Origin of the sequence: Micromonospora olivasterospora (genome assembly GCF_007830265.1) — a bacterium.
Taxonomy (GTDB): Bacteria; Actinomycetota; Actinomycetes; order Mycobacteriales; family Micromonosporaceae; genus Micromonospora; species Micromonospora olivasterospora.
The window spans coordinates 3,308,459-3,333,757 of record NZ_VLKE01000001.1 but is presented as its reverse complement, the minus strand read 5'-3'; the positions used below and the strand labels follow the sequence as shown (position 1 = coordinate 3,333,757).

The window sequence follows — 25,299 nt, the reverse complement described above, 5'->3', positions numbered from 1 at the left end:
TCACTCATTGGCTTCACTCTTCTCTGCAGCAGGCGAAGAATCCTGGATCTGTGCGAGTAGGTCGTCCGACGAGAGCCCCTGGATCTCCGCAAGAAGTTGCGCGAGAAGCTCCGGGTCGGCTGACTGCTCTATGCCTTCGGCGATGGCCGCCAGATCAGGGTCCGCGTTGATGTCCGAGTCGTCCGACGGGGTGTTCCACTGCTGGAGCAGTTGGCGGCGTTCCTGCTCGGTGAGGATGGAGAACTGGGCCAGCGGAGCCTCGGGCGACTCGACCATCTGGGCGCAGAGGTACTGGAAATGTGCCATTACCCGGTCGATCGTCTCCGGCTCGAAGCGCCGAGGGTCGTACTGCACGGTCAGGTGCAGTTGTTGGCCCCGCAGCACCACGACGGCGCCCAACGGGTAGTGGATCCGCTCCTCCGAGCGTTCTGGCTTGGTCAGCCGCAGCGCGGTGTCGCGCGGCTGCTCCACCGGATAGTTCTCGAACACGAACAGGGTGTTGAACAACTCCGCGCCGGAGGGCAGGCCGCTCCAGCGCTGCACCTGGTCGAGCGGGCTGTATTCGTACTGCCGCAGCTGGATGTTCTGCTCCTGCAGGCCCCGCATCCAGTCGATCCAGGATTTCTCCCCGGGAACGCGGACCCGCAGCGGCAGGGTGTTGATGAACAGGCCGCTCGACCGTTCGACCTCGGGCACCTCCGCGGGCCGGCCCGAGACCACCACCCCGAAAGCGACGTCGTCGGTGTCCTCGTAGCGGCTGAGCAGCAGTGCCCAGCAGCCCTGCATGATCGTGTTGAGGGTGAGCCGGTGACGCTGTGCGAGTTCCTGCAGACGGATGCTCTCCTCTTCGCCGAAGAGGACGCTCGTCTCGACGTGCTCCCTCGGCTCCGCGGCCGCTGCCACGTCGTGCCGCTCGATGCTCAGCGGGGCGGCTTCCTCGATCCCTTGCAGCATCCCGCGCCAGTAGTGTTCGGCCTCCCGCATGTCCTGCTCGCGCAGCCAGGCCACGTAGTCCCGGTAGGGGCGCACCGGTTGGGCGAGATCCTGGCGGCCGTGGCTGAGCGCCTCGTAGCACTGGACGACCTCGGACAGCAGCAGGGCGTAGCTCCAGCCGTCGAGGATGGCGTGGTGCATGCTCAGGATGAACTGGTAATGCTCGTCGGCCGTGCGGGCCAGCAGCATGCGCCACTGGGGGATCTCGTTCGGCTCGAAGCCCTGGATGCGGTCCTGCTTCAGGTACGCGTCCAGGCGCTCGCGCTGTTGCTGGGGCGAGTCGGACCGCCAGTCCTGCGTCTCCAGCGGAACCGGGATCTGCCGCCAGACCAGCTGCATCGCCTCGTGTCCCGGCCTGGACCAGAAGCTGGTGCGCAGGATCGGGTGACGCCGCATGACCTCCGCCCAGCTCTGGCGGAACACCTCGACCTGCAGGTCCAGGTCGATGTCGTGGATCATCTGGACGTGGTAGAGACCCTGGCCCTGGGCGAACTGGCTCTGGAACCACAGGCCCTGCTGCAGCGGCGTCTGCGGGTAGACGTCCTCCAGCGGGCGGGCCAGCTCGCTGTTCCGCCAGGCGGGCAGCGCCCGCAGTTGGCCGACCAGGTCGTTGATCTCCGGCTGGGTCAGGCCACTGATCGGCAGGTCCGACGGGCTGTAGCCGCTGAGGTCCGGCCGGCGGGTCTCGCCGGCGAGCCGGACGAGCACGTCCAACGCCTGCCGCGCCACCCGCTCGACGGTCTGCTGCTGGTGGGCCGCCTCGTGGTAGGTCCACTGCATCCGCAGCTCGCCGTCTCGCACGAGGCTCACGATTTCGAGCAGGTAGGGTCGCCGGTTCTCCGGGGCGATGTCCGAGTCGACCGCCCCGTAGGCGGCGGCGAAGCTGTCGGCCCCGTCGAAGGCTCCGAGGTGGTTGAAGCTGACCTGCGCGGCGGGGGCCCGCCGGAGCTGGGCGGCGGCGTCGGACTGGCTGTTGACCAGCAGCCCGTAGCCGATGCCCTGCCGCGGCCGCCGCCGCAACAGCTCCTTGATCTCCTTCAACCCCTCGGCCGGGGCGGTCGCCGACGGCACCGGCAGCCGCACCGGCGAGATCGTCGTGAACCAGCCGACCGTGCGGGACAGGTCGATGTCGCCGAACAGGTCCTCCCGCCCGTGACCCTCAAGGTCGACCCGCACGTGCGTGCCGCGCGTCCAGGACCCCAACGCCGCGGCCACCGCCGTCAACAGCACATCGTTGATCCGGGTGTTGAACGCCGCCGGAACGTCCTGAAGCAGGGCCCGCGTCTCCTCCCGGCCCAGGCTCACCTCGCACGCCCGGCTGCCGCCGAGCGCGCCGTCGCGGTCCGGGTCGTCGTCCAGCGGCAGCGGCTCGGTGGGCTCGACCTGCTCGAGCCAGTACGGAACCTCCGCCAGCGTCGTGTCGCTCGACGCCTCCTGCCGCAGCCGGGCCGCCCACTGCTGCCACGAACTCGACTTCGCCGGAAGAGCCAGCTCCTGCCCCTGCCGAACCTGCTCGGACAGCGCCGCCAGATCCTCCAGCAGCACCCGCCACGAGACGACGTCCACCACCAGGTGATGCACCGCCAGCAGCAGACGATGACGGCCGTCCTTCAGCCCGGTGAAGAGAACGGCGCGGAAGAGCGGCGCCTCGGCGAGGACCAGGCTCGCCTGAACCTGCCGCGCTATGTCCAGCAGCTGGGCCCGCTGGGCCGGCGCGAACGAGAGGTCGTAGACCTGGCAGGTCACCGACTCCGGCGGCGCCACCAGTTCCGCCTGCCAGCCGTCCGCGCCCTGGACGTAACGCGCCCGCAGCCCGTCGTGGTGCTCCAGCAGCCGCCGCAGGACCCGCTGCCACTGCGACGGCGTCAGCTCCGCCGGCACCTCCAACAGCAGCGACTGGTTGAAATGCTCCTGCCGGTCGAACTCCTGCGCGAAGAACCACCGCTGGATCGGCGTCAGCTCCACCCGCCCGGTCACCGGGCCCTGCTCGGCCTGCACACTCGCCGCGTCCTGCTGCACCACCACGTGGCTCAGCTCGGCGATCGTCTGGTGCTGGAACAACTGCTTGACGCTGAAGTGCAGACCCGCCTGCTTCGCCCGGAAGATCACCTGAAGACTCAGGATCGAGTCGCCACCCAGCGCGAAGAAGTTGTCGTGGATGCTCACCGGGTCGGCCGCAGCCAACACGGCCCCCCAGATCTCCGCCAACCGCTGCTCCACGAGATTGCGCGGAGCGGTGTACTCCCCCATCGGAGTAGCGGCGTGCTGCTCCCAGGGGATCGCGGCCAGGGCCCGCCGGTCGAGCTTGCCGTTGGAGCTGAGCGGTAGCTGGTCCAGGCAGAGGAAGATCCTGGGCACCATGAAGCTGGGCAGTCGATCGCCCAGGAAGGCCTGCAGGGCTTCCGGGGACAGGGGCTCGGGCGAGGCGACGTAGGCGACCAGCCGCTTGGTGCCCGCCTCCTCGTGGACCAGCACCGCGGCGCCCTCCACCTGCGGGTGCTCGGCGAGCGCGCTCTCGATCTCACCCAGCTCGATCCGGAACCCACGGATCTTCACCTGGTGGTCGATCCGCCCGAGGTACTCGATGTTGCCGTCGGGCAGGTACCGCACCAGGTCCCCGCTCCTGTACAGGCGGCTTCCGTCCCCACCGAACGGGTTCGCGACGAAGTACTGAGCCGTCAGCTCGGGGCGGTTCAGGTATCCGCGCGTGACGCCGACGCCGCCGATGTACAGCTCACCGGGCACCCCGACGGGCACCGGCTGCATGCAGGAGTCGAGGACGTAGAGCTCGACGTTGGTGATCGGGCGGCCCATGTGCACGACGTCGGCGTTCTCGTCGAGCCGGGTCCCGTTGGAGAAGACGGTGGTCTCCGTCGGGCCGTACCCGTTGAAAAAGTTGCGCCCCGGCGCCCAGGTACGGACGAGGTCGGCCGAGAACGCCTCGCCACCGAGCACGATGGTGCGCAGGTGCGGAAGGTCGGCCTTCGGCAGGGTGGCCAGAGCGCTCGGCGTGAAGTTCAGGCTCTCGATGGCCCGCTCGACCACCACGTCGTGCAGGTCGGAGCCGATCATCCGGGTGCCGCGCCTCGGGATGTGCAGGGTGCCGCCGGTCACCAGCGGCATGCTGATTTCCCAGACCGAGAAGTCGAAGCTGTACGAGGCGACCTGGAGCACGTTGTGCGGCGTGCTGAAGCAGGGGTTCTCGCGCTGCCAGGGCACGATGTTGTTGATGCAGCGGTGGGCGACCATCACGCCCTTGGGGCGGCCGGTCGAGCCCGACGTGTAGATGATGTACGCCAGGTTCTCCGGGGTCAGGTCGTTCGGTGGCGTCTCCCGGGACTCCTGGGCCACCGCGGACCAGCCGCTGTCCAGGCAGAGCGTGGGAACGCCCTCTGCCGGCAGCCGCTCCTGCAGGTGGGACTGCGTCAGGATGAGCCTCAGTCCCGCGTCCTCGATGAGGAACGCCAGCCGGTCCCTCGGATAGTTGGGGTCCAGCGTCACGTAGGCCCCGCCGGCCTTCAGGATGCCGAGCATGCCGACGATCACCTCGACCGAACGCTCCACGCACAGACCGACCAGCACGTCGGGGCCGACGCCCTGCCCCTGGAGCCAGTGCGCCAACTGGTTGGCGCGGCCGTCCAGCTCGGCGTAGCTGACCTGCTCCTCTTCGTAGACCACCGCGATCGAGTCGGGCGTCCGCTTCGTCTGCGCCTCGAACAGCTCGTGGAGGTACTCCAGCCGCGGCGTGCCTTCGGTGCGGACGCCGCTCCACTGCTCGACGATCTGCGCACGTTCGTCCTCGGGCAGCATCGACAGCTGCTGAACCGGCCGCTCGGGCTGCGCGAGCGCCGATTCCAGGAGCTCCTGGAGGTGGTCGGCCATGCGGCCGACCGTGCGCTCCCTGAAGAGGTCCGTGTTGTACTCGAAGCCCAGCCGAAGCCCGGCGGAGTCCTCGCGGACCATGAGCACGATGTCGAAGCGCGAGATGCGCAGGCTCATCCCCTCTTCGACGAGGTCGCGCATCCAGGGCGCCGGCGGCACGGAGTCCGGCGCGTGCTCCAGCAGTGAGATGCTCTCGTCCGCGACCATCACCTGGAAGATGGGGCTGTAGCTCAGGTTGCGCTCCGGCCGCAGCGCCTCGACGACCCGGTCGAACGGGATCTCCTGGTGCGCCTGCGCGTCGAACAGTTGTCTGCGGACCTGCAGCAGCACCTCCGAGAAGGTGGGGTTGCCCCGCAGGTCGACGCAGAGGGCCACCGTGTTGACCAGGAAGCCGATCATCGGCTCCAGTTCGACGCGGTGGCGGTTGGCGATCGGCACGCCCAGCACGACCATGTCCTGCCGGCTGTAGCGGGCCAGGAGCACGGCGGCGCCGGCGAGCATCGTGATGTAGTTCGTTACCTGCGCCTCACCGCTGAACTGCTTGATCCTCTCGGTCAGGTCGAGGGACAACTGCCGCCGCAGGAACGACCCCTGATACCGCTGCACCTCCGGCCGCGGGAAGTCGGTCGGCAGGGTGAGCAGGTCGGGAGCCTCGGCCAACTGCTCCTTCCAGTAGGCCAGGTGGAACTGGATCCACTCCTCGCGCAGCCAGTTCTGCTGCCACACCGCGTAGTCGCCGTACTGGATCGCCACCTCGGGAAGGGGATCGGGCGCACCGGTGGTCAGCGCGTGGCACAGCTGCAGGAACTCCTGGCTGAACAGGCCGATCGAGTAGCCGTCGAACACGATGTGGTGGGCGCCGAGCACCACGAGCCGCTCGGTGTCCGAGAGGTTGATCAGCATGGCGCGCAGCAGGGGCCCCTGCGCCAGGTCGAAGGGCTGTCCCCACAGCTCGCGGATCTCCTCCTTGGCCCTCGTCTCTCGCTGGTCGGCGGGAACCGTGGAGAGGTCGAGCACCGGCAGCTCGACCTGCCAGTCGTCCGCGATGACCTGCCAGACCTGGCCGTTCTCCTCGTGGAAGGTGGTCCGCAGGCTCTCGTGGCGACGGATCATCTCGTGCAGGCCGGCCTCGATGACGCCCCGGGGCGCGGAGGCGGCCAGGGGGATGAGCCAGTTGATGGTGTAGAAGGTGCTGCCCGGGTTCAGGCGGTCGAGGAAGAAGAGCCGCTGCTGGTCGAAGCTCGCCGGCACCGGCGTGTCCCGGGACGCGGGAACCAGCGGCGGCATCTGCAGCGGTTGCGCCTCCTGCTGGAGTCGCTGGAGTTCGGGCGCGATCCGGGCGATGGTCGGGAGGTCGAAGAAGGTGCGGACGGGGAGGTCCACGGAGAAGACCCGACGGATGCGCGCCGCGAGCTGCACCGCGAGGAGGGAGTGACCGCCCAGCTCGAAGAAGTCGTCGTGAATGCCGATGGGGCTCCGCGACAGGACCTGTTCGTAGATCGAAACCAGCAGTCCCTCGGTCGTGGTGCGTGCCGGCACGTACGCGCCCGAGCCGCCCGTCGGGGCGGGCTGGTTCAACGGCAGGGCCCGGCGGTCCAGCTTCCCGCTCGACGTGATCGGCAGGTTCTCGAGGACGACGAGGTCGGCCGGCACCATGTAGTCGGGCAGGCGCTCCTGCAGGTACGCCTTGATCTGCGGGATCAGCAGGTCCTCGATCTCGGCGCGGAGCGGGTGGTTGGCGTAGCGCTGCCAGTCGGGCTCGTCGTCGCCCGTGGTCGGGTCGATCCGCTCGTCGTCGTCCATCTCGACGCACTCGGCGTCCGCGCGCCGCAGTAGGACCGTGTAGCCGCCGTCCACGCCGTGGCGGCCCCAGTTGATCGTCGCGTCATAGCCGAGCTGCTCGGCCAGTTCCCAGACGTCCTCCGGGTCGACGCCGCCGGCGGCCGGGGCCTGGGCCCGCCACGCCTCGACCGACTCCAGGCTCGACTCGCCCTTGAGCCAACGCAGGGTCTGCGTCGCCGCGACGACGCGAGCGTTTGGCACGTCGCGCAGTCGGAGCCGGTCAGGCCGGTCCCGCTCCAACAACTCGCGCAGGCCCGCGAGGGTCAGCCCCGCGGCGGACCAGTCCTGCTCCGGGGCGCCCGGCGGCTCGGGGGCCCGGTCGGCGGGAACCGGCTTCCCGACGTGCAGCACCACCTGGTACCGGAACTGCGTCAACTCGTTGCGGTGGCGGCCGCGCTTGAGGCGGATCTCGACCCGGGAGATGCGACCGGTGCTCGCCGCCCAGTCCCGGAAGAAGGACGGGTCGAGCGTCAGCTCCTTCTCCTGCTGTACGCGCTGCTGTACCCGCTGCCAGAGCTCCTGGCGGGACGTCGCCTCCGACGCGCGGCTCAGTTCCACGGCGGCGGCGAAGGCCTCCAGCAGCGGGAGGCTGCGCACGTCGCCGACGATGATGCGTCCGCCGGGGTCGACCCGTTCCAGGGCGCCGTTCAGGACGCGCACCAGGTAGTGGATGTCGGGGAAGTACTGGATGACCGAGTTGATGAGGACCGTGTCGACGGCCTCGGTGTGCAGGTCGGCCAAGTCGTCGGCCTGCCGCTGGAGCAGCGTGACGGAGTCGCGGAGCTGCGGCATCCCGTCCAGGCGCCTGCGGACGGACTCCAGCACGGCACGGGAGAAGTCGGTGCCGTAGTAGCGAGCGCAGTCAGGGGCGAGCGGGAAGAGCAGCAGGCCCGTGCCGCAGCCGATCTCCAACAGCGACTGCGGCCGGTAGGCGCGTACCAGGGCCAGGGTGTCCTGCCGCCAGGCCTCCATCTCCTCCAGCGGGATCGCCTGGCCGGTGTAGCTGCTGTTCCAGCCCGAGTAGTCGGCGCCGTCCTCGGTGGGCGCGACCTCCAGCTCGTCGAAGGCGTCGTAGACCTGCTGCCAGTGCTGCAGCCGATCGTCGAGCAGTCCCGCCTCCTTCCCTTCGACGGCGGACTGGGCGTGCAGCGGGTCCAGCACCACGAAGGAGACGAGAGAGGCGCCGCCGGGTTGGTCGGTGCGCACCAGTGTCGCCGCGGTCTTGACGACGGGGTGGCGGCTCAGCACGGTGTCGATCTCGCCGAGCTCGATGCGGTATCCCCGGATCTTGACCTGGGAGTCGGTACGCCCCAGGAACTCCAGGTTCCCGTCGGCACGCCACCGGGCCATGTCGCCCGTCTTGTAGATACGGGCGCCGGGCTGGGCGCTGAAGGGCGAGGCGATGTACTTGCTGGCGGTGAGCTGCGGGTCCTCGGCGTAGCCGAGGCTCAGGCAGTCGCCGCCGATGTAGAGGTCGCCCGGCACGTCGACCGGGCAGGGCTGGAGGTTCTCGTTGAGGATGTAGTAGCAGGCGTTCTGGATCGGCTTGCCGTACGGGATGCTCGTCCAGGCGGGGTCGACCTGGTGGACCGGGAAGAAGTTGGACCAGACGGTCGCCTCCGTCGCACCGCCCAGGCCGATGACCTGGACGTTGGGGAATGCGGCCTTCATGATGTCCGGCGAGTTCACGGGGATCCAGTCCCCGCTCATGAAGATCAGGCGCAGCGAGGTCGACACGACCTGTCCCGCCGCGTTGTCGCTCCCCGGCAGGAACGGCACGAGCTGCATGAGCGCGGCGGGCGCCGAGTCCCAGAAGGTGATCGGCTCCGTCGCCAGGATGTCCAGCAGCCGGGTCGGTTCCTGGATGTCCTCCTTGGCCGCCAGGCGGATCGACCCACCGGCCGCGAGAATGCCGAAGATGTCGTAGACGGAGAGGTCGAAGCTCAGGGACGTGATGAACAGCAGCCGGTCGTCGGGGCCGACGGAGAACGTGTCGTTGACCCACTCGATCAGGTTGATGGCGGCGCGGTGCTCGACCATGACCCCCTTCGGGGTGCCGGTCGAACCGGACGTGAAGATGATGTAGGCGAGGTCCTGGGAGGTCCCCTGGAGCGGCAGGTCGTCCTGCGGCATGCGGGCGATGTCGGCCGGCGCGTGCAGGCGGTAGGGCTGCGGCTGCAGGGGCTCGGAGTCCTCGTCGGCGTCGTCGACGCACACGATGTGGGCGAGCTCGGGCAGCGGATCGGCCGTAAGGAGCGAGGGCACCAGGGCGCGCTGGGTGAGGATGCAGGTGATGCCCAGCGAGTCGAGGATTCCGTGCCAGCGCTTCACCGGGGCACCCGTCTGAAGCGGCACGTAGATCCCGCCCGCCTTCAGGATGCCCAGCAGGGCCGGGATCATCTCCGCGGCGCGCTCCATCAGGATCGCGACGTGGACGCCGGGGCCGACGCCGAGCCCCTTGAGGTAGTGCGAGATCTGGTTCGCCTGCCTGTTGACTTCCGCGTACGTCCAGCTCCGGTCCTGGAAGAACAGGGCCGGAGCATCAGGGGACCGCCGCACCTGCCGCTCGAACAGCTGGTGCATGCAGAGATCCCGGGCGTACGGCTTCTCGGTGTCGTTCCACTCGTAGACCAGCCGGGAGTGCTCCGCGGCCGTGAGCACCGATATCTCCGCCAGGCGGGCATGCGGAAGCCGCACCAGATCCGAGCAGATCTGGCGCAGGTGCCCCAACATCCCCTCGACCGTCCGCCGGTCGAAGCGCCGGGTGTCGAAGTGGATGGTGATCGCCAATCGCTCGCCCGGGGTGACGACGACGTTCAGCGGATAGGGGACGCGGGTCTCCTCCCGGCGCCCGGTGATCGGCAGCCGCTGGCCGGGCTCCGGCTGGACGCCGTGCTCGACGGAGACGACGCTCTCGAACAGCGCGTTGCCCGACCCGATCTCGCTCCACTGCTGGACGAGCAGCATCGGACTGTGCTCGTGCCGTTGGATCTGGGCGTACTGCCGTCGCACCCGGTGCATCCACTCGGCCCACGGCATGGTCTGCGGCACCTGGATCCGCAGCGGAAGCGTGTTGATGAGCAGGCCGACCACCTGCTCGACCCCCGGTAGGTCACCCGAGCGGCCCGACACCGTCGCCCCGACGACCACCTCCGGGGCCCCCGTGTACCGGCTCACCAGCAGCGCCCAGCAGCCCTGGATCATCGTCTCGAGCGACAGACCGTGCTGCTCGCCCACCGCCGACAGGCGGGCCGTCTCCCCCTCGTCGAGCAGTAGCCGGGTCTGGTCGTAGTCGGCCGGCGCGGCCGCGGCGTTCGGCTCCTCGCCGGCGGCGGCCTTCCGCTCCATCGGCAGCGGCGCGGCAGGCGCGACCGACTCCAGCTCGGCGGTCCAGTAGCGCTCGGCCTGATCGATGTCCTGGCGGCCCAACCACCGCACGTACTCCTGGTACGGCGTCGCCGGGTGCAGCTCCAGCGGCCGGTCTGCCGTCAGGTGGCCGTAGTACGACTCGACCTCGCGAAGAATGATCGTCTGGCTCCACCCGTCCAGGACGATGTAGTGAAGACTCCAGACGACCTGGTAGCACGCCTCGTCGAGCCGGGCGACGTGGAGTCGCCACAGCGGAGGCTCCGCCAGGGAGAAGCCCCTGGCGAGATCCCGCTGCTTGTAGGACTGCAGCCGGCTGCGCTGCTCCTCGGCGCTGAGCCCGCGCCAGTCCTCGACGGCGAAGGGAACGTCCAACCGCTGATGCACTTCCTGCAACGGGGTCGTGCTCTGCAGGTCACGGAAGCCCGTACGCAGCGCGGTGTGGCGCTCCATGACATGCAGCCAACTCCGGCGGAACGCCTCGACGTCGAGCTCCTGCTCGATGCGGTACTCCACCTGCACGTGGAAGAGCCCGGGCCTCCCACCGAAGTCGCTCTGGAACATGATTCCCTGTTGCGTGGGAGTCATCGGGTAGCGTGCTTCAACGATTTCCTCGCTCATTGCGGATCGGACACCCTTTGCTGCCGAGGTCCACCTGCGTTCACAGGCAGACCTTTGGATATGCCAATGAGTCGCGGACCGTCTGTCGGCGGCGGCCGTCGTCGTATCGGGCTGACCCCTGCCTGTCGGAAGCCGGCCGGGACCAGGAGAACCCAGCCACCACCGTTGACGCTGAAGCCGGAGGGCGCACCCCGCCGCATAGCGCTCAGGCGGTGTGACCAGAATGTTGCGGTGTTCGATGTCGCAGCGTCGGACTCGTCAGCGTCGGGTGATCTGGCGATGTTCGCCTACGGTCGACGGGTACGAATCGGTGCAGATGCCCCCCAGACGTCTTCTCCCCCAATATGTCGAATCGCTACACCGAATAAACGCGATCACGCCGCTCACCTCGGCAGATCGGCGACGGAGCGCACGGCTTCCGCATTGACGGTTATGCCGCGCACACCATCGACGGCAACAGCCGCCGCACCTGCCGGATGTGGGCGCTTCCCGCGTCCTGGGGCAACTCTATGGCGAGCCGCCGGAAGAGCGGCACGGCTCGTGTGGCTATACCCGATCGGCGCGAGGCATCCCAGGTCTGCGACTATCAGGTAGCCATCTGGCTACGCTCACGGGAGCACCCGTGGCGCCGACAAAGCCGTCCCGGGACGCCAGTCTTGCCTGATTTGCGTAGACGCGCCCGGTCATTGACGCCAATGAGTTGACAACAAATTCGTCAATTGTGCCGCAACTCGGGTCACCCATTCGACTTTATCCCGGCGCCGCAATCACCGCCGGCTTCTTCCACCCGGCACACCGGCCGAACTTCCGGCCGAGCGTCGAAAGGACGTCGAGCCCTCACGGGAGCGGGGAATGGTGCCCGCCATCGCACTCGAACCTCGGCGTCCCCGGATCCGCGGCCTCCGGCGACCGCACCTCATCGCCCGCGGTCACTGTCGTACTCGTGGCAGTTCCTCGCGCGCCGGATCGCGGACGGTTCCAGGGGATCGGGCGGGCATCCGGTGGCCTACCAGGGCCGCCGCGGCGGCGAACCCGAGTGCGCCCCGGCCACGGCAGGCAGGATCGCCACGACGTCACCGTCCGACACCTTGGCCCGCAGGCCGCCGAGCAGGCGCGCGTCCTCGTCGTTGACGTACACGTTGACCAGCCCGTGCAGGGCGCCGGTGTCGGTGAGCAGGCGAGCCCGGACCCCGGCGTACCTGGCATCCAGGTCGTGAAGCAGGTCGTCCAGGGTCTCCCCGGCGCCCTCCACGGTCGACGCGCCACCGGTGTAGCTGCGCAGGATCGTCGGTACGCGAACTTCGATGGCCATGGCGGCGGCCTCCTCAACGGGATCGACGACGACGAAAGGTGGCGCGTGCCGAACAGGCGAGGCGGGGCGACGATTCCGCCGGCCGGGCAGCATGGCCCGCCCGGTTCGGTACCGCCAGCGCTGCGGCCATTCACCGCCGCACCATCTCCGCCGCTCAACGGTCCCACGACAAGGGTCCGCGCGAACTCTGACCATTCGGGCACTCCGATCGGCGTCGCCGGGACGCCCGGGCCTGCCCGCACCACGGATGGAACAGGTCAGCCGGCATCATCGGAGCGGCGACGATCAACGCACCACGGCGGCATCCGCGCGCCGGGTCGGCCCGTTGTCGCAACGCACCGGGAGCGGAAACCTCCGGCGCGGAAGCGGCCGGCTCACACCTCCACATCATGCCGTTCCCGCGCCACCGCACCACGAGCCCGCTCCAACAACCGATTCGCCAGAACACCCGGCACAGGCACCTCACCAACGACCATCCGGTCCAACGCCTGCGCCAACGCATCCTTCGTCACATCATCCTGAATCAGAAAACCGTTACTCGGAAAACGCATCACAGTGTCGAGACACGCCGCACCACGGCCGATCAGAAGCAGAATCTTCGTACCCTGACCCCGCGCCGCCTCCACGACCCCGTCCAGACTTTCCGCACCAAGGTCGTCACATGCCACGACCAGGATGTCGAAAGGACGACCAGATGTCGCAGGCTCCGGGTGTGCCGTCGAGATCGTGTTCACCTCGGTCACCAGGTCGAGCGAGCTGAGCATGTCGCTCAGGCCCCGACGCGCCAACTCGTTGTCGGCCAGGACCAGGACGCTACAGCCATCCCGATTTTGGGCGCACGGATTTCCGACACGTTCCACGTCGATCAACTCTCCCCGCGGCAATCACGCCACGAACGATGTGTGTAATGCCGGCCACAGAGTACGCGAGGAGCCTACAAGGAAAAAATTGGATGAAGGTACCCGTCAATACGGATGATCACGGATATTGCCCCAGGTCAACACATGACACATCCGATCGAACGGGGGGCGACCCGACTGAGCGGTCAGTCATATCGACCGTCAGGACTAGGTGACGGTGAGTCATTCTCTCCTGGTACGACCTTCCCGGGCGACCGCCCAGGGTTCACTCCGCCGCTGCGCAGGGCCGTTGCACGGGAGGCGGCGTGTCGTACAGCCTGTTCTCCTCGGGGTCGTTCGGGTGACGGTCGATCTCGCGCGGCACGTACGACGGCGAGTTGAACGCCTCCTTGATGTTCGGCACGCAGAGCAGGGTCAGGCGCTTCCGGACGGCGATCCCGTTGGCGTCGAACCGGAGCAGGCCGGTAACCCCTCGGTAATAGGGGTTCGCCACATCATGGATCGCGAGGTACACCGTGGTCGGGCTGACCGCCGTCGGGTCCCATTCCCGACCGGCGGAGCCGGCCAGAGTCTGGACGGCCGCCAGGTGCAGCCGGGTCGCGTCGTACGCCAGGCCCACCCGCTCGCCGATCGGGGTGTTCGAGCTGCACATCGACAGGACGGTCCGCACGTCGTTGAGGAAGAGCTTCCGCTCGGTGTCGTTCGCGCCGACGAGCCGGTTGCAGTAGGCCAGTTCTCCCTTGGACACGTACGCCAGGGGCAGGTTGTCGGGGGCGACCACCCGTGCGGCCGTGTTGGCCAGGTACCGGTTGACCGAGTCGTCGCCGATCAACTGGGGCACCCTGCCGCTGCACGCCTGCGCCAGCCTGCTCACGAACGCACCGAACTCGCTGTAGCGACCGCCGAAGAAGACCACGCCGTCGCGGAACCTGTCCGCGCAGACCGAAGCGAGGTCGACACCGTTCCGCCAGTACGTCTCCTGGTAGTTGCCCTCGCCGAAGCGGTCCCGCAGTCCGTCCCGCAGAGTGTTGACGTAGAGGTCGTTCTGCGCGCCCTCGTCCGGGTCGGCGCTGCCGAACGTGTAGTAGTTGAAGAGCTTCTTCTTACCGAGCACCCGGGTGACGTGCTCGTGGACGAGTGTCGCCTCGTCGCGGTTGGGCGCGGAGATCTGCAGGTACCTGCTCGACGCGTCCGCGATCCCGTCGGCCGACAGCGTGGGCGCGAGGACGGGCAGGTCGAGCCTGCCCAGCGCCCGGATCGCGTCCTGGACCGCCTTGCGGCTCTCCACCAGCCCGACCACCCCGAGCACCGTCGGCTCCTCCTCGGCCAGCGCGGACAGCATCCGCACCACATCGGCGGAGTACCGCATCTCCTGGCCCGCGTTGGCGACCACGATTCGCAGATACGGGTACGCCGGGTACTCGTTGGCCTCCAGGTACGCCCGGCGCTGCGCCGCCGCCATGCCCTGGAGCTCCTCCCGCTCGCCCGCGAAGGTCTCCTCGCCGGGGAGGGCGTCCGGCTTGGTCAGGGAACCGAAGTAGACCAGCGTGACGCGGGGGCGGTCCTTCCTGACCCGCCAGGCGGCCTCCACCTCCCGGTTCTGGTCGAAGATCTTCCGCTGCACGTCCCGCAGCGACTCGTCCGAGCTGAACAGTTGCCGCTCGTGGTCGCTGTAGCCGACGCACTGGCCGTCGCGCACCGCCGTGCGGACGAGGCCGCCCGAGGCCCACGGCCGCCACTCGCAGTCGGCCCGCCATTTGTCGATCCCGGTGGGTACCTGCCAGCCGCCGACGACGACCAGGACGACGACCGCCAGCGCCACCAGCGCGACCGGCCGGGTCGGCCACCGCGGCTTCGGCGGCACGATGCGGGACAGCAGGTCCTCGTACGGCTTGAGGTCGGCCGGCGGAATCTTCACCTGGAGGTACCAGGCGTTGTCCTCCCGGGCCCGCCGGGCCCGGGCAGCCCGCTGCGCCAGGCCCGGTACGCTCCCTCCACCCCGTCGAGCGGCACCAACTGGCCGGCGACCGCCGGGTCGGTCGGCGCCAGCCCGTCCGGCGGCACATCGCGACTGTTGGTGATGACCAGCAACGGGTCGGACTGGCCGGTCTCGTCGCGCACCGCGTTGATCAGCCTGATCAGGGCGTACCCGCCGTTCTCGGGCGCGACCTCGTCCATCAGGAGGACCGGGCACGCCGTCCGCCGCCACGGCCTCAGCCGCCACGGCCGGCGGCGGTACTCGACGCGCAGATCCTGCAGGAACGCGTGGACCAGCAGCAGGTCGATCTGCCCCTGGTCCTCCGTCGTTCGCAACGGAAGCGCCAGCCGCCTGGCGAAGGTGAAGAAGTCGCCCGCCGCGAGGGTGGGTGCGAGGTACTGCTGGCGCATGAACCAGCGGAACCGCCGGCCCGCGCCGAACAGCCACCCGGTGGTCAGCAGCCAGAACACCAGTCCGGGAAGGACCCGCAGGGCCAGCCACAGCAGCAACCCCGTCCAGCCGCCGACGTCCGGCGGCGCCTGCTGGCCCTCCCAGGGCCCCCGCTGCCAGACGCGCTCCCGCAACTGTCGGGCCAGTTCCCGGCGGCGCCGGTTCGTCGGTACCCCCGAGAGGTCGACCTGCATCAGCCCGTCGGCCAGCGCGTAGTGGCGGAACCGCAGCGGATCCGACCCGCCGAAGTTCCCGGCCGCCAGCCCCGTGTACGCCTCGTGCAGCAGCGTGCGTACGTCCCGGCCCGTCGCGCTGATCCGGACGTGCGGGACCCGCCGCTCCTCGCCGGCGAGCACATGCGCCATCATGGTCACCGGCGACGTGACCCCCGGCCGGGAGACCAGGCACAGCAGCGGCAACTGCCAGCCGTTGCGCCTGGGCCGCAGGACCATCGACTCGACCAGCCCCACCAACCGGTGGAACTCCGCGTAGACCCGCATGCCCAACTCCGGGGGACCTGTCGTCCGTCATCTGCTCCCGTTTCCGTTCCGAGGCCGCCCGCAGAACGCGGATACGTCGGTCGCATGCCCGGCGAAAACAGGCCGCCACACCGGGCACGAAGCGCCGGAAAGCGGCCTGGCGCACGCCTTCGTGCCGCCGCTGTCGCAATGAAGCCGGCCATTGGATCGTAACGCGAACCATGGCCGTCGCAGGGGGCGGCGGAACGTGTCCCTGACATTGAGGTTCGGCGAATCCGGCGCTGCTCGCCGGAGCACCGGGCGGCCGCCTTCCGTCGATGTCCGGCCGGGGCCGGCGGGCGAACCGAGGCGGCCGGAGGGAGATCGACCGCGGGACAGCCGTCAGGGACTGCGAGAATTGCGCGGCCAGCACCCGAACGGAGACGCGACCCCCGATGACAGACCTGCCCGACGACCTACGGAACAGCCTGGCATCGGCGTTGACGTCGGCGCGCGTCGAGGTGCTTTCCGCCTCGGTGCGCCGGCTGATGGACGAGTACCGGTCCGGCCGGGTGGGCCGCAGCCCCATTCTCGCGTCCGCCACGGACGTGACCGCGTACGCGGCGTACCGGATGCCGGCCACCTTCGCCGCGGTGCGCGCGGCGCTCGGCCAGCTCGCCCAGGTGGTGCCGGACTTCCGGCCCCGTCGCCACCTGGACGTGGGCGGCGGCACGGGAGCCGCGGCCTGGGCCGCCAGCGAGGCCTTTCCCGGCCTGGAGACGGTGACGGTGCTCGACCAGGTCAGCGAGGCGCTGGCGCTGGGCCGCCGACTGTCCGCCGGGGCCGGCCACCCCGCCCTGCGCTCGGCGAGCTGGCGCCAGTGGCGCTTCGATCCCTCCGGCGAGCTCCCCGCCGCCGACCTGGTGACCGTCTCCTACGTCCTCGGTGAGCTGCCGGCGGCGCACCGGTCGGCGCTGGTCGCGCAGGCGGCGGCAGCCGGCGCGCTGGTCGTGGTCGTCGAGGCCGGCACACCGGCCGGCCACGGCCGGGTGCTGGACGCCCGGTCGGCGTTCGTCGGCTCGGGGCACACCGTCCTGGCGCCCTGCCCGCACCAGGGGGCCTGTCCGCTGTCCGGGACGGCGGACTGGTGCCACTTCGCCGCCCGGGTCAACCGCTCCGCCCTCCACCGCCGCTTGAAGGACGCGCAGCTCGGCTACGAGGACGAGAAGTTCTCCTACGTCGCCGCCGCCCGGCGGCAGCCGCTGCCGGTCGCCGGCAGGGTCCTGCGGCACCCGACCTTCCGCAAGGGGCTGGTGACCCTCCAGGTCTGCGTTCGCGACGACGGCGGCGCCCGGCAGGAGTTGATCTCCAAGCGGCAGGGGGACCGCTACCGGCAGGCGCGGGACACCGGGTGGGGCGGCATCTGGCCGCCGACGAGCTGAACCGTTCCCGGAACGCCGCGGGGATCGCGGCCGGCTGCGGAATTCCCGATGGCCATGACGGCGCCGTCCGGCCCGGCGTCGGTGGCGTACGCGAACCGCTTCCCGGGCTCCCACGCCGTGACGGTGGCCCGCTCGACGTGGCCGGCCATCTCGGAGCTCGTGCGCCCGCCCTCGCCCGACTCCACGGTGCTGTGGCCCATGAACCACGAGTCGATGCCCGGGCCCGTCGCGATCGCCTCCTCGGGCAGCAGCGACCGCAGCGCACGACGCGTCGGGCCGGATGCGCAAATCCCGCCTTGTCGGGCACAGCTGGTTGCGAGGATGTGACTGTCGGTATGGCGCCGGCGCGGCGACCAGCGACCGCCACTGTCGGATCGAGGAGAGGGACATGGGCCGTAGGAGCACGATCGACGTCCGGTCGGTGACGGACACGCTGGGTATCGAACGGGAGACCCAGAGCCGCGGATCGCAGGGGTTGGCGCGGTTCCTGGGCTGGTTCAGCCTCGGCCTCGGCGTCACCACGCTCGCCGCGCGACCGCAGGTCGGCCGGCTCTGCGGTGTCGACGACTCCCGCACGGCGCAGACCGTGCTGCAGGCCGCCGGCGTACGGGAACTGGGGCACGCCGCGGCGTTGCTCTTCCCGCGCCGGGCGGGCTGGGGGGCGTGGACGCGGGTCGCCGGCGACGTCATGGACCTCGCCGCGAGCACCACGGCCATGCGGAACCGGCGGGGCGAGCGGCGGCGGCGCCTGATGTACACGACCTGGGCGCTCGCCGGGATCACCGCCGTCGACCTCTACGCGGCCGTCCAGGTCACCCGGGGCGGGAGGTTCAGGGCGTCCAACCGGGTGCAGGCGTCCGTGACCATCAACCGCAGCGCGGAGGACGCGTACCGGTTCTGGCACGACTTCGAGAACCTGCCGCGCTTCATGTCCCACCTCGAATCGGTCCGGATGGTCGGCGACCGGCGGTCGCACTGGACGGCGAAGGCGCCGGCCGGCCGGCGGGTGGAGTGGGACGCGGAAATCGTCGCCGACCGCCCCAACGAGATGATCACGTGGCGCTCGGTCGACGGCGCGACCGTACCGAACTCCGGGTCGGTGCGGTTCGTGCCGGCGGCCGGCGGGCGCGGCACGGAGGTCCGGGTGGATCTGGAGTACGCCCCGCCCGGCCGGATGTTCGGCGCGGCACTCGCCAAGATCTTCGGCGAGCACCCGCAGCAGCAGATCTGCGACGACCTGCGGCGGTTCAAGCAGGTCATGGAGACGGGCGAGATCGCCCGCTCGGACGGCAGCCCGGACGGCACGAACACCCAGCAGCAAATCAAGCAGCGTCCGGCGCAGCCGCTGGCGATGCCGCGCGCGTGAGAGGGAGGACGCGATGAAAGCCACCTGCTGGATCGCCCCGAACAACGTGGCGGTCGAAGAGGTCCCCGAGCCGAAGATCCTCAACCCGCGCGACGCCATTGTGAAGATCACCTCGTCGGCGATCTGCGGCTCGGACCTGCACCTGCTCGACGGCTTCATCCCCACGATGAAGAAGGGCGACGTGCTCGGCCACGAGTTCATGGGGGAGATCGTGGAGCTGGGCCACGCCGCGCGGGACGGCCTGAAAATCGGGGACCGCGTGGTGGTGGCGTTCCCGATCGCCTGCGGCAACTGCGCCTCGTGCCAGCGCGGCCTCTACTCCGTCTGCGAGAACTCCAACCCGAACGCCGCCATCGCCGAGCTGGCGATGGGCCACGCCCCCGCCGGCATCTACGGGTACTCGCACATGCTGGGCGGCTACGCGGGCGGCCAGGCGCAGTACGCGCGGGTGCCGTACGCCGACGTCGGCGCCCTGAAGATCGAGGACGACCTGCCGGACGAGAAGGTGCTGTTCCTGTCCGACGTGCTGCCGACCGGCTACATGGCCGCCGAGATGTGCGACATCAAGCGCGGCGACATCGTCGCCGTCTGGGGCGCGGGCCCGGTGGGCCAGTTCGCCGCCCTGAGCGCGTACCTGCTCGGCGCCGAGCGGGTCATCGTCATCGACCGGTTCCAGTACCGGCTGCGGATGGTGCGGGAGAAGTGCGGCGCGGAGATCATCAACTACGAGGAGACGGACGTCATGGACGCGCTGCGGGACATGACGGCCGGCCGCGGCCCGGACGCGTGTATCGACGCCGTCGGCACGGAGGGGCACCACGCGTCGCCGGCGCTGTACGCGTACGACCGGGCCAAGCAGGCGGTGAAGGTGGAGCTGGACCGGCCGCACGCGCTGCGGGAGGCGGTGCTGAGCTGCCGCAACGGCGGGACTATCTCCGTCATCGGCGCGTACGGCGGGTTCATCGACAAGTTCCCGATGGGCTCCTTCATGAACCGCTCGCTCACGATGCGGTCGGGGCAGGCCCACGTGCAGCGCTACTGGCGGCCGCTGCTGGAGCGGATCCGCAGGGGCGAGATCGACCCGAGCTACATCATCACCCACACGATGCGGCTGGAGGACACCCCGCACGGCTACGACATCTTCAAGAACAAGCAGGACGAGTGCCTGAAGGTGGTGCTCAAGCCGTAGGTCCCAGCGGTCCGCCGCCCCTGCGCGACACGCGGAGGCGGCGGACCGCCGTCGTGGGCGGGGGGCGGGCGAGCCGGCCCCGCCCCACGCGCAAGACTGGCCCGATGTCGTCGACGATGCTGGTCGCCGGCGGATCACCGCCGGGGCGTGGGGCTGGTGGGCCGCCGCTCCGATCGTCGGAGGCAGCCTGCCGGTGGTGGCGGGTCTGCTGCTGGCGGGCCTGGTCCCGGTACGCGGTATCGCGATCATCCCGGTCGCGGGCATCCTGATCGGCGGGGCGATGACGGCGACCTCGCTGGCCGGCCGCCGGGCGCTGGACGAGCTGACCGACCGGCGCGGCGAGGTGGAGGCCGCCCTGACGCTGGGCTTCCCGCCGCGCGACGCCGTCCTGCTGGTGTGCCGCCCCGCGGCGGGACAGGCCCTGATCCCCGCACTGGACCAGACCCGCACGGTGGGCCTGGTGACCCTGCCGGGGGCGTTCGTCGGGGTGCTGCTGGGCGGGGCGAGCCCGCTCGCGGCCGGCGTGACGCAGCTGTTCGTCCTCGTCGGCTTCCTCGCCGTGGAGGCCGTCGCGGTCGTCCTCACCGTCGAGCTGGTCGCCCGCGGCCGGTTGCGCCCGGCCACGCCGCCCGGACACGGCGGGCGTGGCCGGTGAGCGAAAACGGGCGCCACTAGGTCCACTGTGGATCGCGGCGGCCGCCTCAGTCCTCCTCGCCGCCCTCCTCCTCGTCGTCGCCCAGGGCTTCGAAGAACACCACGTACGTCTCCCTCGACAGCGCCGGTCGTGGAACCTCCACACCGGACCCGTTGCGGGGCAACGAATTCGACGGTATCTACAGTGGATCCGTTGCCGGCCGGCGAGGCTAGCAACACAGCCTGAGAGGTAGCTGGGCGGCTTCACCCGGTCACGGTGCGGCACGACCCGGCTCGAGCCCCGGAGTCGGCCCGCAGCGCCGGTCGGACATGCGGTCACCGGCCGTGCGCCCAGCTTCCCCGCTCACCGTCGGGACGATTTGTACATCTGGCGGCTCTCGCCCGGACACCGCAACCATTTACTCTCCATCCGCCCATTCCGTATCGGAGGCTCAGTTTGATGAACCACAAGAGGCGCAAACGCATACAGAACGCCTCGATCGTCCTCGCCGCAGGCACTGCCCTCGCCCTCTCCACGGGGGCCACCGCCCTCGCCGAGACGGGGACGCCGACGATCAGTGAGATCCACTACGACAACGCCGGGACCGACACCGGCGAGGCCATCGAGATCGAGGCCCCCGTCGGCTTCGACCTGTCGGGCTGGCAGATCGTCCTCTACAACGGCGCCAACGGCGCGGCGTACGACACCAGGACGCTGAGCGGCGCGGTGCCGGCGGCGGGCGTGGTCGTCGCAAGCTACCCGACGGACGGCATCCAGAACGGCTCCCCCGACGGCGTCGCCCTGGTCTCCCCCACCGGCGCGGTCGCCGAGTTCCTCACCTACGAGGGCACGTTCACCGCGGTCGGCGGCCCGGCCAACGGGCTGACCGGCACGGACATCGGGGTCGCCGAGACCACCAGCACGCCGGTCGGCCAGTCGCTGCAGAAGGTCGGCGGCACCTGGCAGCCCCCCGCGCAGAACACCTTCGGCGTCCGTAACGGCGGCGGCAACCCCGACCCGGACCCCGAGCCCACCCCGGGCTGCACCGTCACCGTCGACCGCACCATCGCCGAGGTCCAGGGCACCGGCGCGGCGACCCCACTCGCGGGCACCCGGGTCACCGTCGAGGGCGTGGTGACGGCCGACCACCGCACCGGCGGCTACAACGGCGTGTACGTGCAGACCGCCGGCAGCGGCGGCGAGCGCACGGTCGCCGCGGGCACCGCCTCCGACGCCGTCTTCGTCTACCTCACCACGAACACCGCGAACCACCCGTCCGTCGCGATCGGCGACCGGGTCCGGGTCAGCGGCACGGTGAGCGAGTTCAACGGCCTCACCCAGCTGAGCATCGCCGGCAAGTCCGACGTGCAGGTCTGCGAGCGGAACGTGGCCCTGCCCGCGCCGGTCCCGGTGACCCTGCCGCTGGACGACGCCGCCCGCGAGTCGGTCGAGTCCATGCTGGTCGCCCCCGTCGGCCAGTTCACCGTCTCCGAGGTCTACAACACCAACCGGTACGGCGAGGTCGTGCTCGCCGCCGGTGACCGTCCCGCCGCCAACCCCACCGACGTCGCCCGCCCGGGCACCGACGCCGCGAGGCAGGTGGCCGCCGCGAACAAGCTCCGCCGGATCCTGGTGGACGACGGCAAGACCACGAACCTGTCCACCGCCGGGCTGCTGCCGCCGTACCTGTCCAAGGCCAACCCGGTGCGCGTCGGCGACTCGGTCGAGGCGTTCGGGCCGTCGGTGCTGTCGTACAGCTTCAACGAGTGGCGGCTCCAGCCGACCACGCCGGTCAGCGCGGACACCCCGGCCGCCGAGCGGACCAGCTTCAAGGCCACCAACCCCCGTACCGCCGGCCCCGTGGACGTCGGCGGCGACGTGCGGGTGGCCAGCTTCAACGTGCTGAACTACTTCGTGCACTTCGGCGGCGACGCCCGCGGTGCCGCGAACGAGGCGGAGCTGGCCAGGCAGGAGGCGAAGATCGTCTCGGCGATCAACGCCCTCGGGGCCGACGTCGTCGCGCTCGAGGAGATCGAGAACTCCGTCCGGTTCAACGCGAGCGACCCGCAGCAGGCGCTGAAGCGCCTGGTGGCGGCGCTGAACAGCGCGGCGGGCGCGGGCACCTGGGACTACGTCCGCACCCCGGCCGAGCTGCCGGGCGCGGCCCAGCAGGACTTCATCACCACGGCGATCATCTTCAAGCCGGCGAAGGTGCAGACCAAGGGCCCGTCCCGCTCGGTCAACGACGAGAGCGTCTGGTTCAACGCCCGCGAGCCGATCGCGCAGACGTTCACCGCGGGAAAGATCTCCTTCATCGTGGTCGCCAACCACCTCAAGTCCAAGAGCGGCTCCGGCACCGGCGACAACGCCGACGCCGGCGACGGTCAGGGCGCGTGGAACGGCGACCGGGTCCGGCAGGCGCGGGCGCTGACCGCGTTCGTCGACCGGGTGAAGGCCGACAGCGGCACCGACAACGTGCTCCTGCTGGGTGACTTCAACGCGTACACCCAGGAGGACCCGATGCAGGTCCTCTACGACGCCGACTACCGCGACCTGAACGACACCGGCAAGGCCACCTACGTCTTCGGTGGCGAGTCCGGCTCGCTCGACCACGCCGTCGCCTCGCCGTCGCTGGCGACGCGGGTCACCGGCGTCGACGTGTGGCAGATCAACGCGGTGGAGTCGTTCGCCTTCCAGTACGACGGGCTGGCCGCGTTCTACGAGGCGAACCCGTACCGGGCCAGCGACCACAACCCGCTCGTGGTGGGTCTCAGCACCCGGGCCAAGCCGGTCGACCTCCAGCTGCTGAGCGTCAACGACTTCCACGGCCGGCTGGAGTCCCCGGCCACCAGTGGCGGTCAGCCGGTCGGCGGCGCGGCGCAGGTCGCCGGTCTCGTCGGCCAGCTGCGCGCGCAGAACCCGAACACCGCGTTCGTGTCCGCCGGTGACAACATCGGCGCGTCCACGTTCATCTCGGCGATCGACGGGGACAACCCGACGATCGACGCGCTGAACAGCGCCGGCCTGGTCGCCTCGGCCGTGGGCAACCACGAGTTCGACAAGGGCATCGCCGACCTGACGGGCAGGGTGTCCGACCGGGCCGACTTCCCGTACCTGGGCGCCAACGTGTACCGGGGTGACAGCCGGGTGCTGCCGGCGTACTCCGTCAGCACCGTCGGCGGCGTCCGCGTCGGCTTCGTCGGCGTGGTGACCGAGCAGACCGCGTCGCTGGTCAGCCCGGACGGCATCGCCGGCCTGACCTTCCGCGACCCGGTGGCCGAGGCCAACCTGGTCGCCGGCCAGCTCAAGGACGGCAACCCGGACAACGGCGAGGCCGACGTGGTCGTGCTGCTCGCCCACGAGGGCGCGGCGACGGAGAACATCAGCTCCGCCGAGGCGCTGGCCAACGACCCGGTCTTCGGTAGGTTCACCCGGGTCGACGCGACGATCGACGCGATCTTCAGCGGCCACACCCACCAGCCGTACGCCTTCGAGGTCCCCGTGCCGGGGTCGGCCAAGCTGCGCCCGGTGGTGCAGGCCGAGGACTACGGCAAGCGGCTGGGCAAGGTCACGCTGACCTTCGACCCGAACTCGGGCTCGGTCACCTCGGCCGACGCCGCGCTGGTCGACGTCGTGGGCGCGCCGCAGGACCCGGCGGTGGCGGACATCGTGACCGCCGCCAAGGCCAAGGCCGCCGAGCTGGGCAAGCAGCCACTCGGCAAGATCACCGCGGACATCAAGCGGGCCTACACCAACGGCAACGAGGACCGGGGCAAGGAGTCGGTGCTCGGCAACTTCATCGCCGACGTGCAGCTCTCCCAGACCAAGGACGCCGGCCGGGGCGGGGCGCAGATCGCGTTCATGAACCCGGGTGGCCTGCGGGCCGACCTGCTGTACGGGACCGACGGCACGGTGACCTACGCCGCCGCCTTCTCGGTCCAGCCGTTCGCCAACGACATGGTCACCAAGAGCCTCACGGGCGCCCAGGTCAAGCAGGCGCTGGAGGAGCAGTGGCAGCCGGACGGGGCGTCCCGGCCGGTGTTGTGGCTGGGCGTGTCGAAGGGCCTCAACTACACCTACGACCCCGAGGCGCCCAAGGGCTCGCGGATCACGTCGATCAAGCTGAACGGCACGCCGCTCGACCCGGCCGCCACCTACCGGGTCACGATGAACTCGTTCCTCGCCGCCGGCGGTGACAACTACGCCGCCCTGGGGCAGGGCACGAACCGGACGACCACCGGCGACAACGACCTCACCATGCTGGTGAACTACTTCGCCGCGAACTCGCCGGTCACCGCGGACACCGAGCCGCGGTCGGCCGTCGGGCAGGCCGGGCCGCAGTGCACCACGACGATCACCGGCAAGTACAGCAAGCCCCTGGTCGTCACCGCGGGCCTGACCTGCCTGGAGAACGCCACGGTCAGCGGCCCGGTCAGGGTCGACCCGGGCGCCTCGCTGGTCGTCACCGGCGGCAGCATCGCCGGCCCGGTGTCGGCCGTCCGTCCGGTGCTGTTCGAGGTCGACGGCGCGATCATCACGGGCCCGCTCACCGTCACCGGCGCGACCGGCGGCGTGGAGATCAGCGAGGGCAAGGTGACCGGCCCGGTGTCGCTCACGGCCAACACCGGCGGGGTACGCCTCGACGGCGTCACGATCACCGGCCCGGTCACCCTGACCGGCAACACCGGCAGCCAGCCGGTGGTGGTCGCGGCGAACACCATCGGCGGCCCGCTCGGGTGCTCGGGCAACAGCCCGGCCCCCGGCAACGACAACCGGCCGAACACCGTGCGCGGCCCGGCCACCGGGCAGTGCGCGAAGCTGTGACCCGCTAGTGCGGACACCCCCCCTCGGCGCACCCGCCGAGGGGGGGTGTTCTCATACAGGAGCCCGCGCCGCAGCCCCGCCA

Annotated in this window: 9 protein-coding genes and 1 pseudogene; 5 read left to right on the top strand and 5 right to left on the bottom strand. The window is 70.2% G+C overall.

All coding sequences use genetic code 11. The features are described 5' to 3' along the window. From JD77_RS15175 to JD77_RS15155, 5 genes and pseudogenes are all read right to left on the bottom strand, one after another. Positions 1-10,704, bottom strand: coding sequence for a non-ribosomal peptide synthetase (locus tag JD77_RS15175; protein ID WP_145774981.1), 10,704 nt, complete (start codon positions 10,702-10,704; stop codon positions 1-3). Between the two features lie 929 nt (positions 10,705-11,633). Beyond that, positions 11,634-12,016: pseudogene (locus JD77_RS15170) on the bottom strand (MoaD/ThiS family protein). Positions 12,017-12,390: 374 nt separating this feature from the next. After that, the gene (locus tag JD77_RS15165; protein ID WP_145774980.1) at positions 12,391-12,885 is read right to left on the bottom strand and encodes a hypothetical protein; all 495 of its coding nucleotides are present in this window, start codon (positions 12,883-12,885) and stop codon (positions 12,391-12,393) included. Between the two features lie 256 nt (positions 12,886-13,141). Then, positions 13,142-14,794 (bottom strand): type 1 periplasmic-binding domain-containing protein, encoded by a 1,653-nt coding sequence (locus JD77_RS15160; protein ID WP_145774979.1) that lies wholly within the window; start codon positions 14,792-14,794, stop codon positions 13,142-13,144. Next, on the bottom strand, positions 14,791-15,804 hold the full coding sequence (locus JD77_RS15155) for a hypothetical protein (RefSeq protein ID WP_145774978.1): 1,014 nt from the start codon (positions 15,802-15,804) through the stop codon (positions 14,791-14,793). Before JD77_RS15155 ends, JD77_RS15160 begins: the two co-directional genes overlap by 4 nt. Before the next feature lie 413 nt (positions 15,805-16,217). Between JD77_RS15155 and JD77_RS15150 the strand changes: the two genes are divergently transcribed. The 5 genes from JD77_RS15150 to JD77_RS15130 all read left to right on the top strand — a co-directional run bounded on the left by JD77_RS15150 (position 16,218) and on the right by JD77_RS15130 (position 25,217). Beyond that, complete coding sequence (locus JD77_RS15150) at positions 16,218-17,204, top strand: small ribosomal subunit Rsm22 family protein (protein WP_145774977.1); 987 nt, start codon at positions 16,218-16,220, stop codon at positions 17,202-17,204. Between the two features lie 388 nt (positions 17,205-17,592). Beyond that, positions 17,593-18,570, top strand: coding sequence for an SRPBCC family protein (locus tag JD77_RS15145; RefSeq protein ID WP_145774976.1), 978 nt, complete (start codon positions 17,593-17,595; stop codon positions 18,568-18,570). Positions 18,571-18,583: 13 nt separating this feature from the next. Continuing rightward, on the top strand, positions 18,584-19,759 hold the full coding sequence (locus tag JD77_RS15140; protein ID WP_145774975.1) for a zinc-dependent alcohol dehydrogenase: 1,176 nt from the start codon (positions 18,584-18,586) through the stop codon (positions 19,757-19,759). A 133-nt stretch (positions 19,760-19,892) separates the two neighbouring features. After that, the gene (locus JD77_RS15135; RefSeq protein ID WP_145774974.1) at positions 19,893-20,414 is read left to right on the top strand and encodes an ABC transporter permease; all 522 of its coding nucleotides are present in this window, start codon (positions 19,893-19,895) and stop codon (positions 20,412-20,414) included. Positions 20,415-20,852: 438 nt separating this feature from the next. Continuing rightward, positions 20,853-25,217: an ExeM/NucH family extracellular endonuclease gene (locus JD77_RS15130; RefSeq protein WP_246140677.1), complete on the top strand. Its 4,365-nt coding sequence runs from the start codon at positions 20,853-20,855 to the stop codon at positions 25,215-25,217. Positions 25,218-25,299 lie beyond the last annotated feature (82 nt).

Coding starts and splice junctions, on each gene's coding strand:
- JD77_RS15175 (WP_145774981.1), bottom strand. CDS start 10,704: ATGAGCGAGGAAATCGTTGAAGCACGCTACCCGATGACTCCCACGCAA.
- JD77_RS15155 (WP_145774978.1), bottom strand. CDS start 15,804: ATGCGGGTCTACGCGGAGTTCCACCGGTTGGTGGGGCTGGTCGAGTCG.
- JD77_RS15150 (WP_145774977.1), top strand. CDS start 16,218: ATGACAGACCTGCCCGACGACCTACGGAACAGCCTGGCATCGGCGTTG.
- JD77_RS15145 (WP_145774976.1), top strand. CDS start 17,593: ATGGGCCGTAGGAGCACGATCGACGTCCGGTCGGTGACGGACACGCTG.
- JD77_RS15140 (WP_145774975.1), top strand. CDS start 18,584: ATGAAAGCCACCTGCTGGATCGCCCCGAACAACGTGGCGGTCGAAGAG.
- JD77_RS15130 (WP_246140677.1), top strand. CDS start 20,853: ATGAACCACAAGAGGCGCAAACGCATACAGAACGCCTCGATCGTCCTC.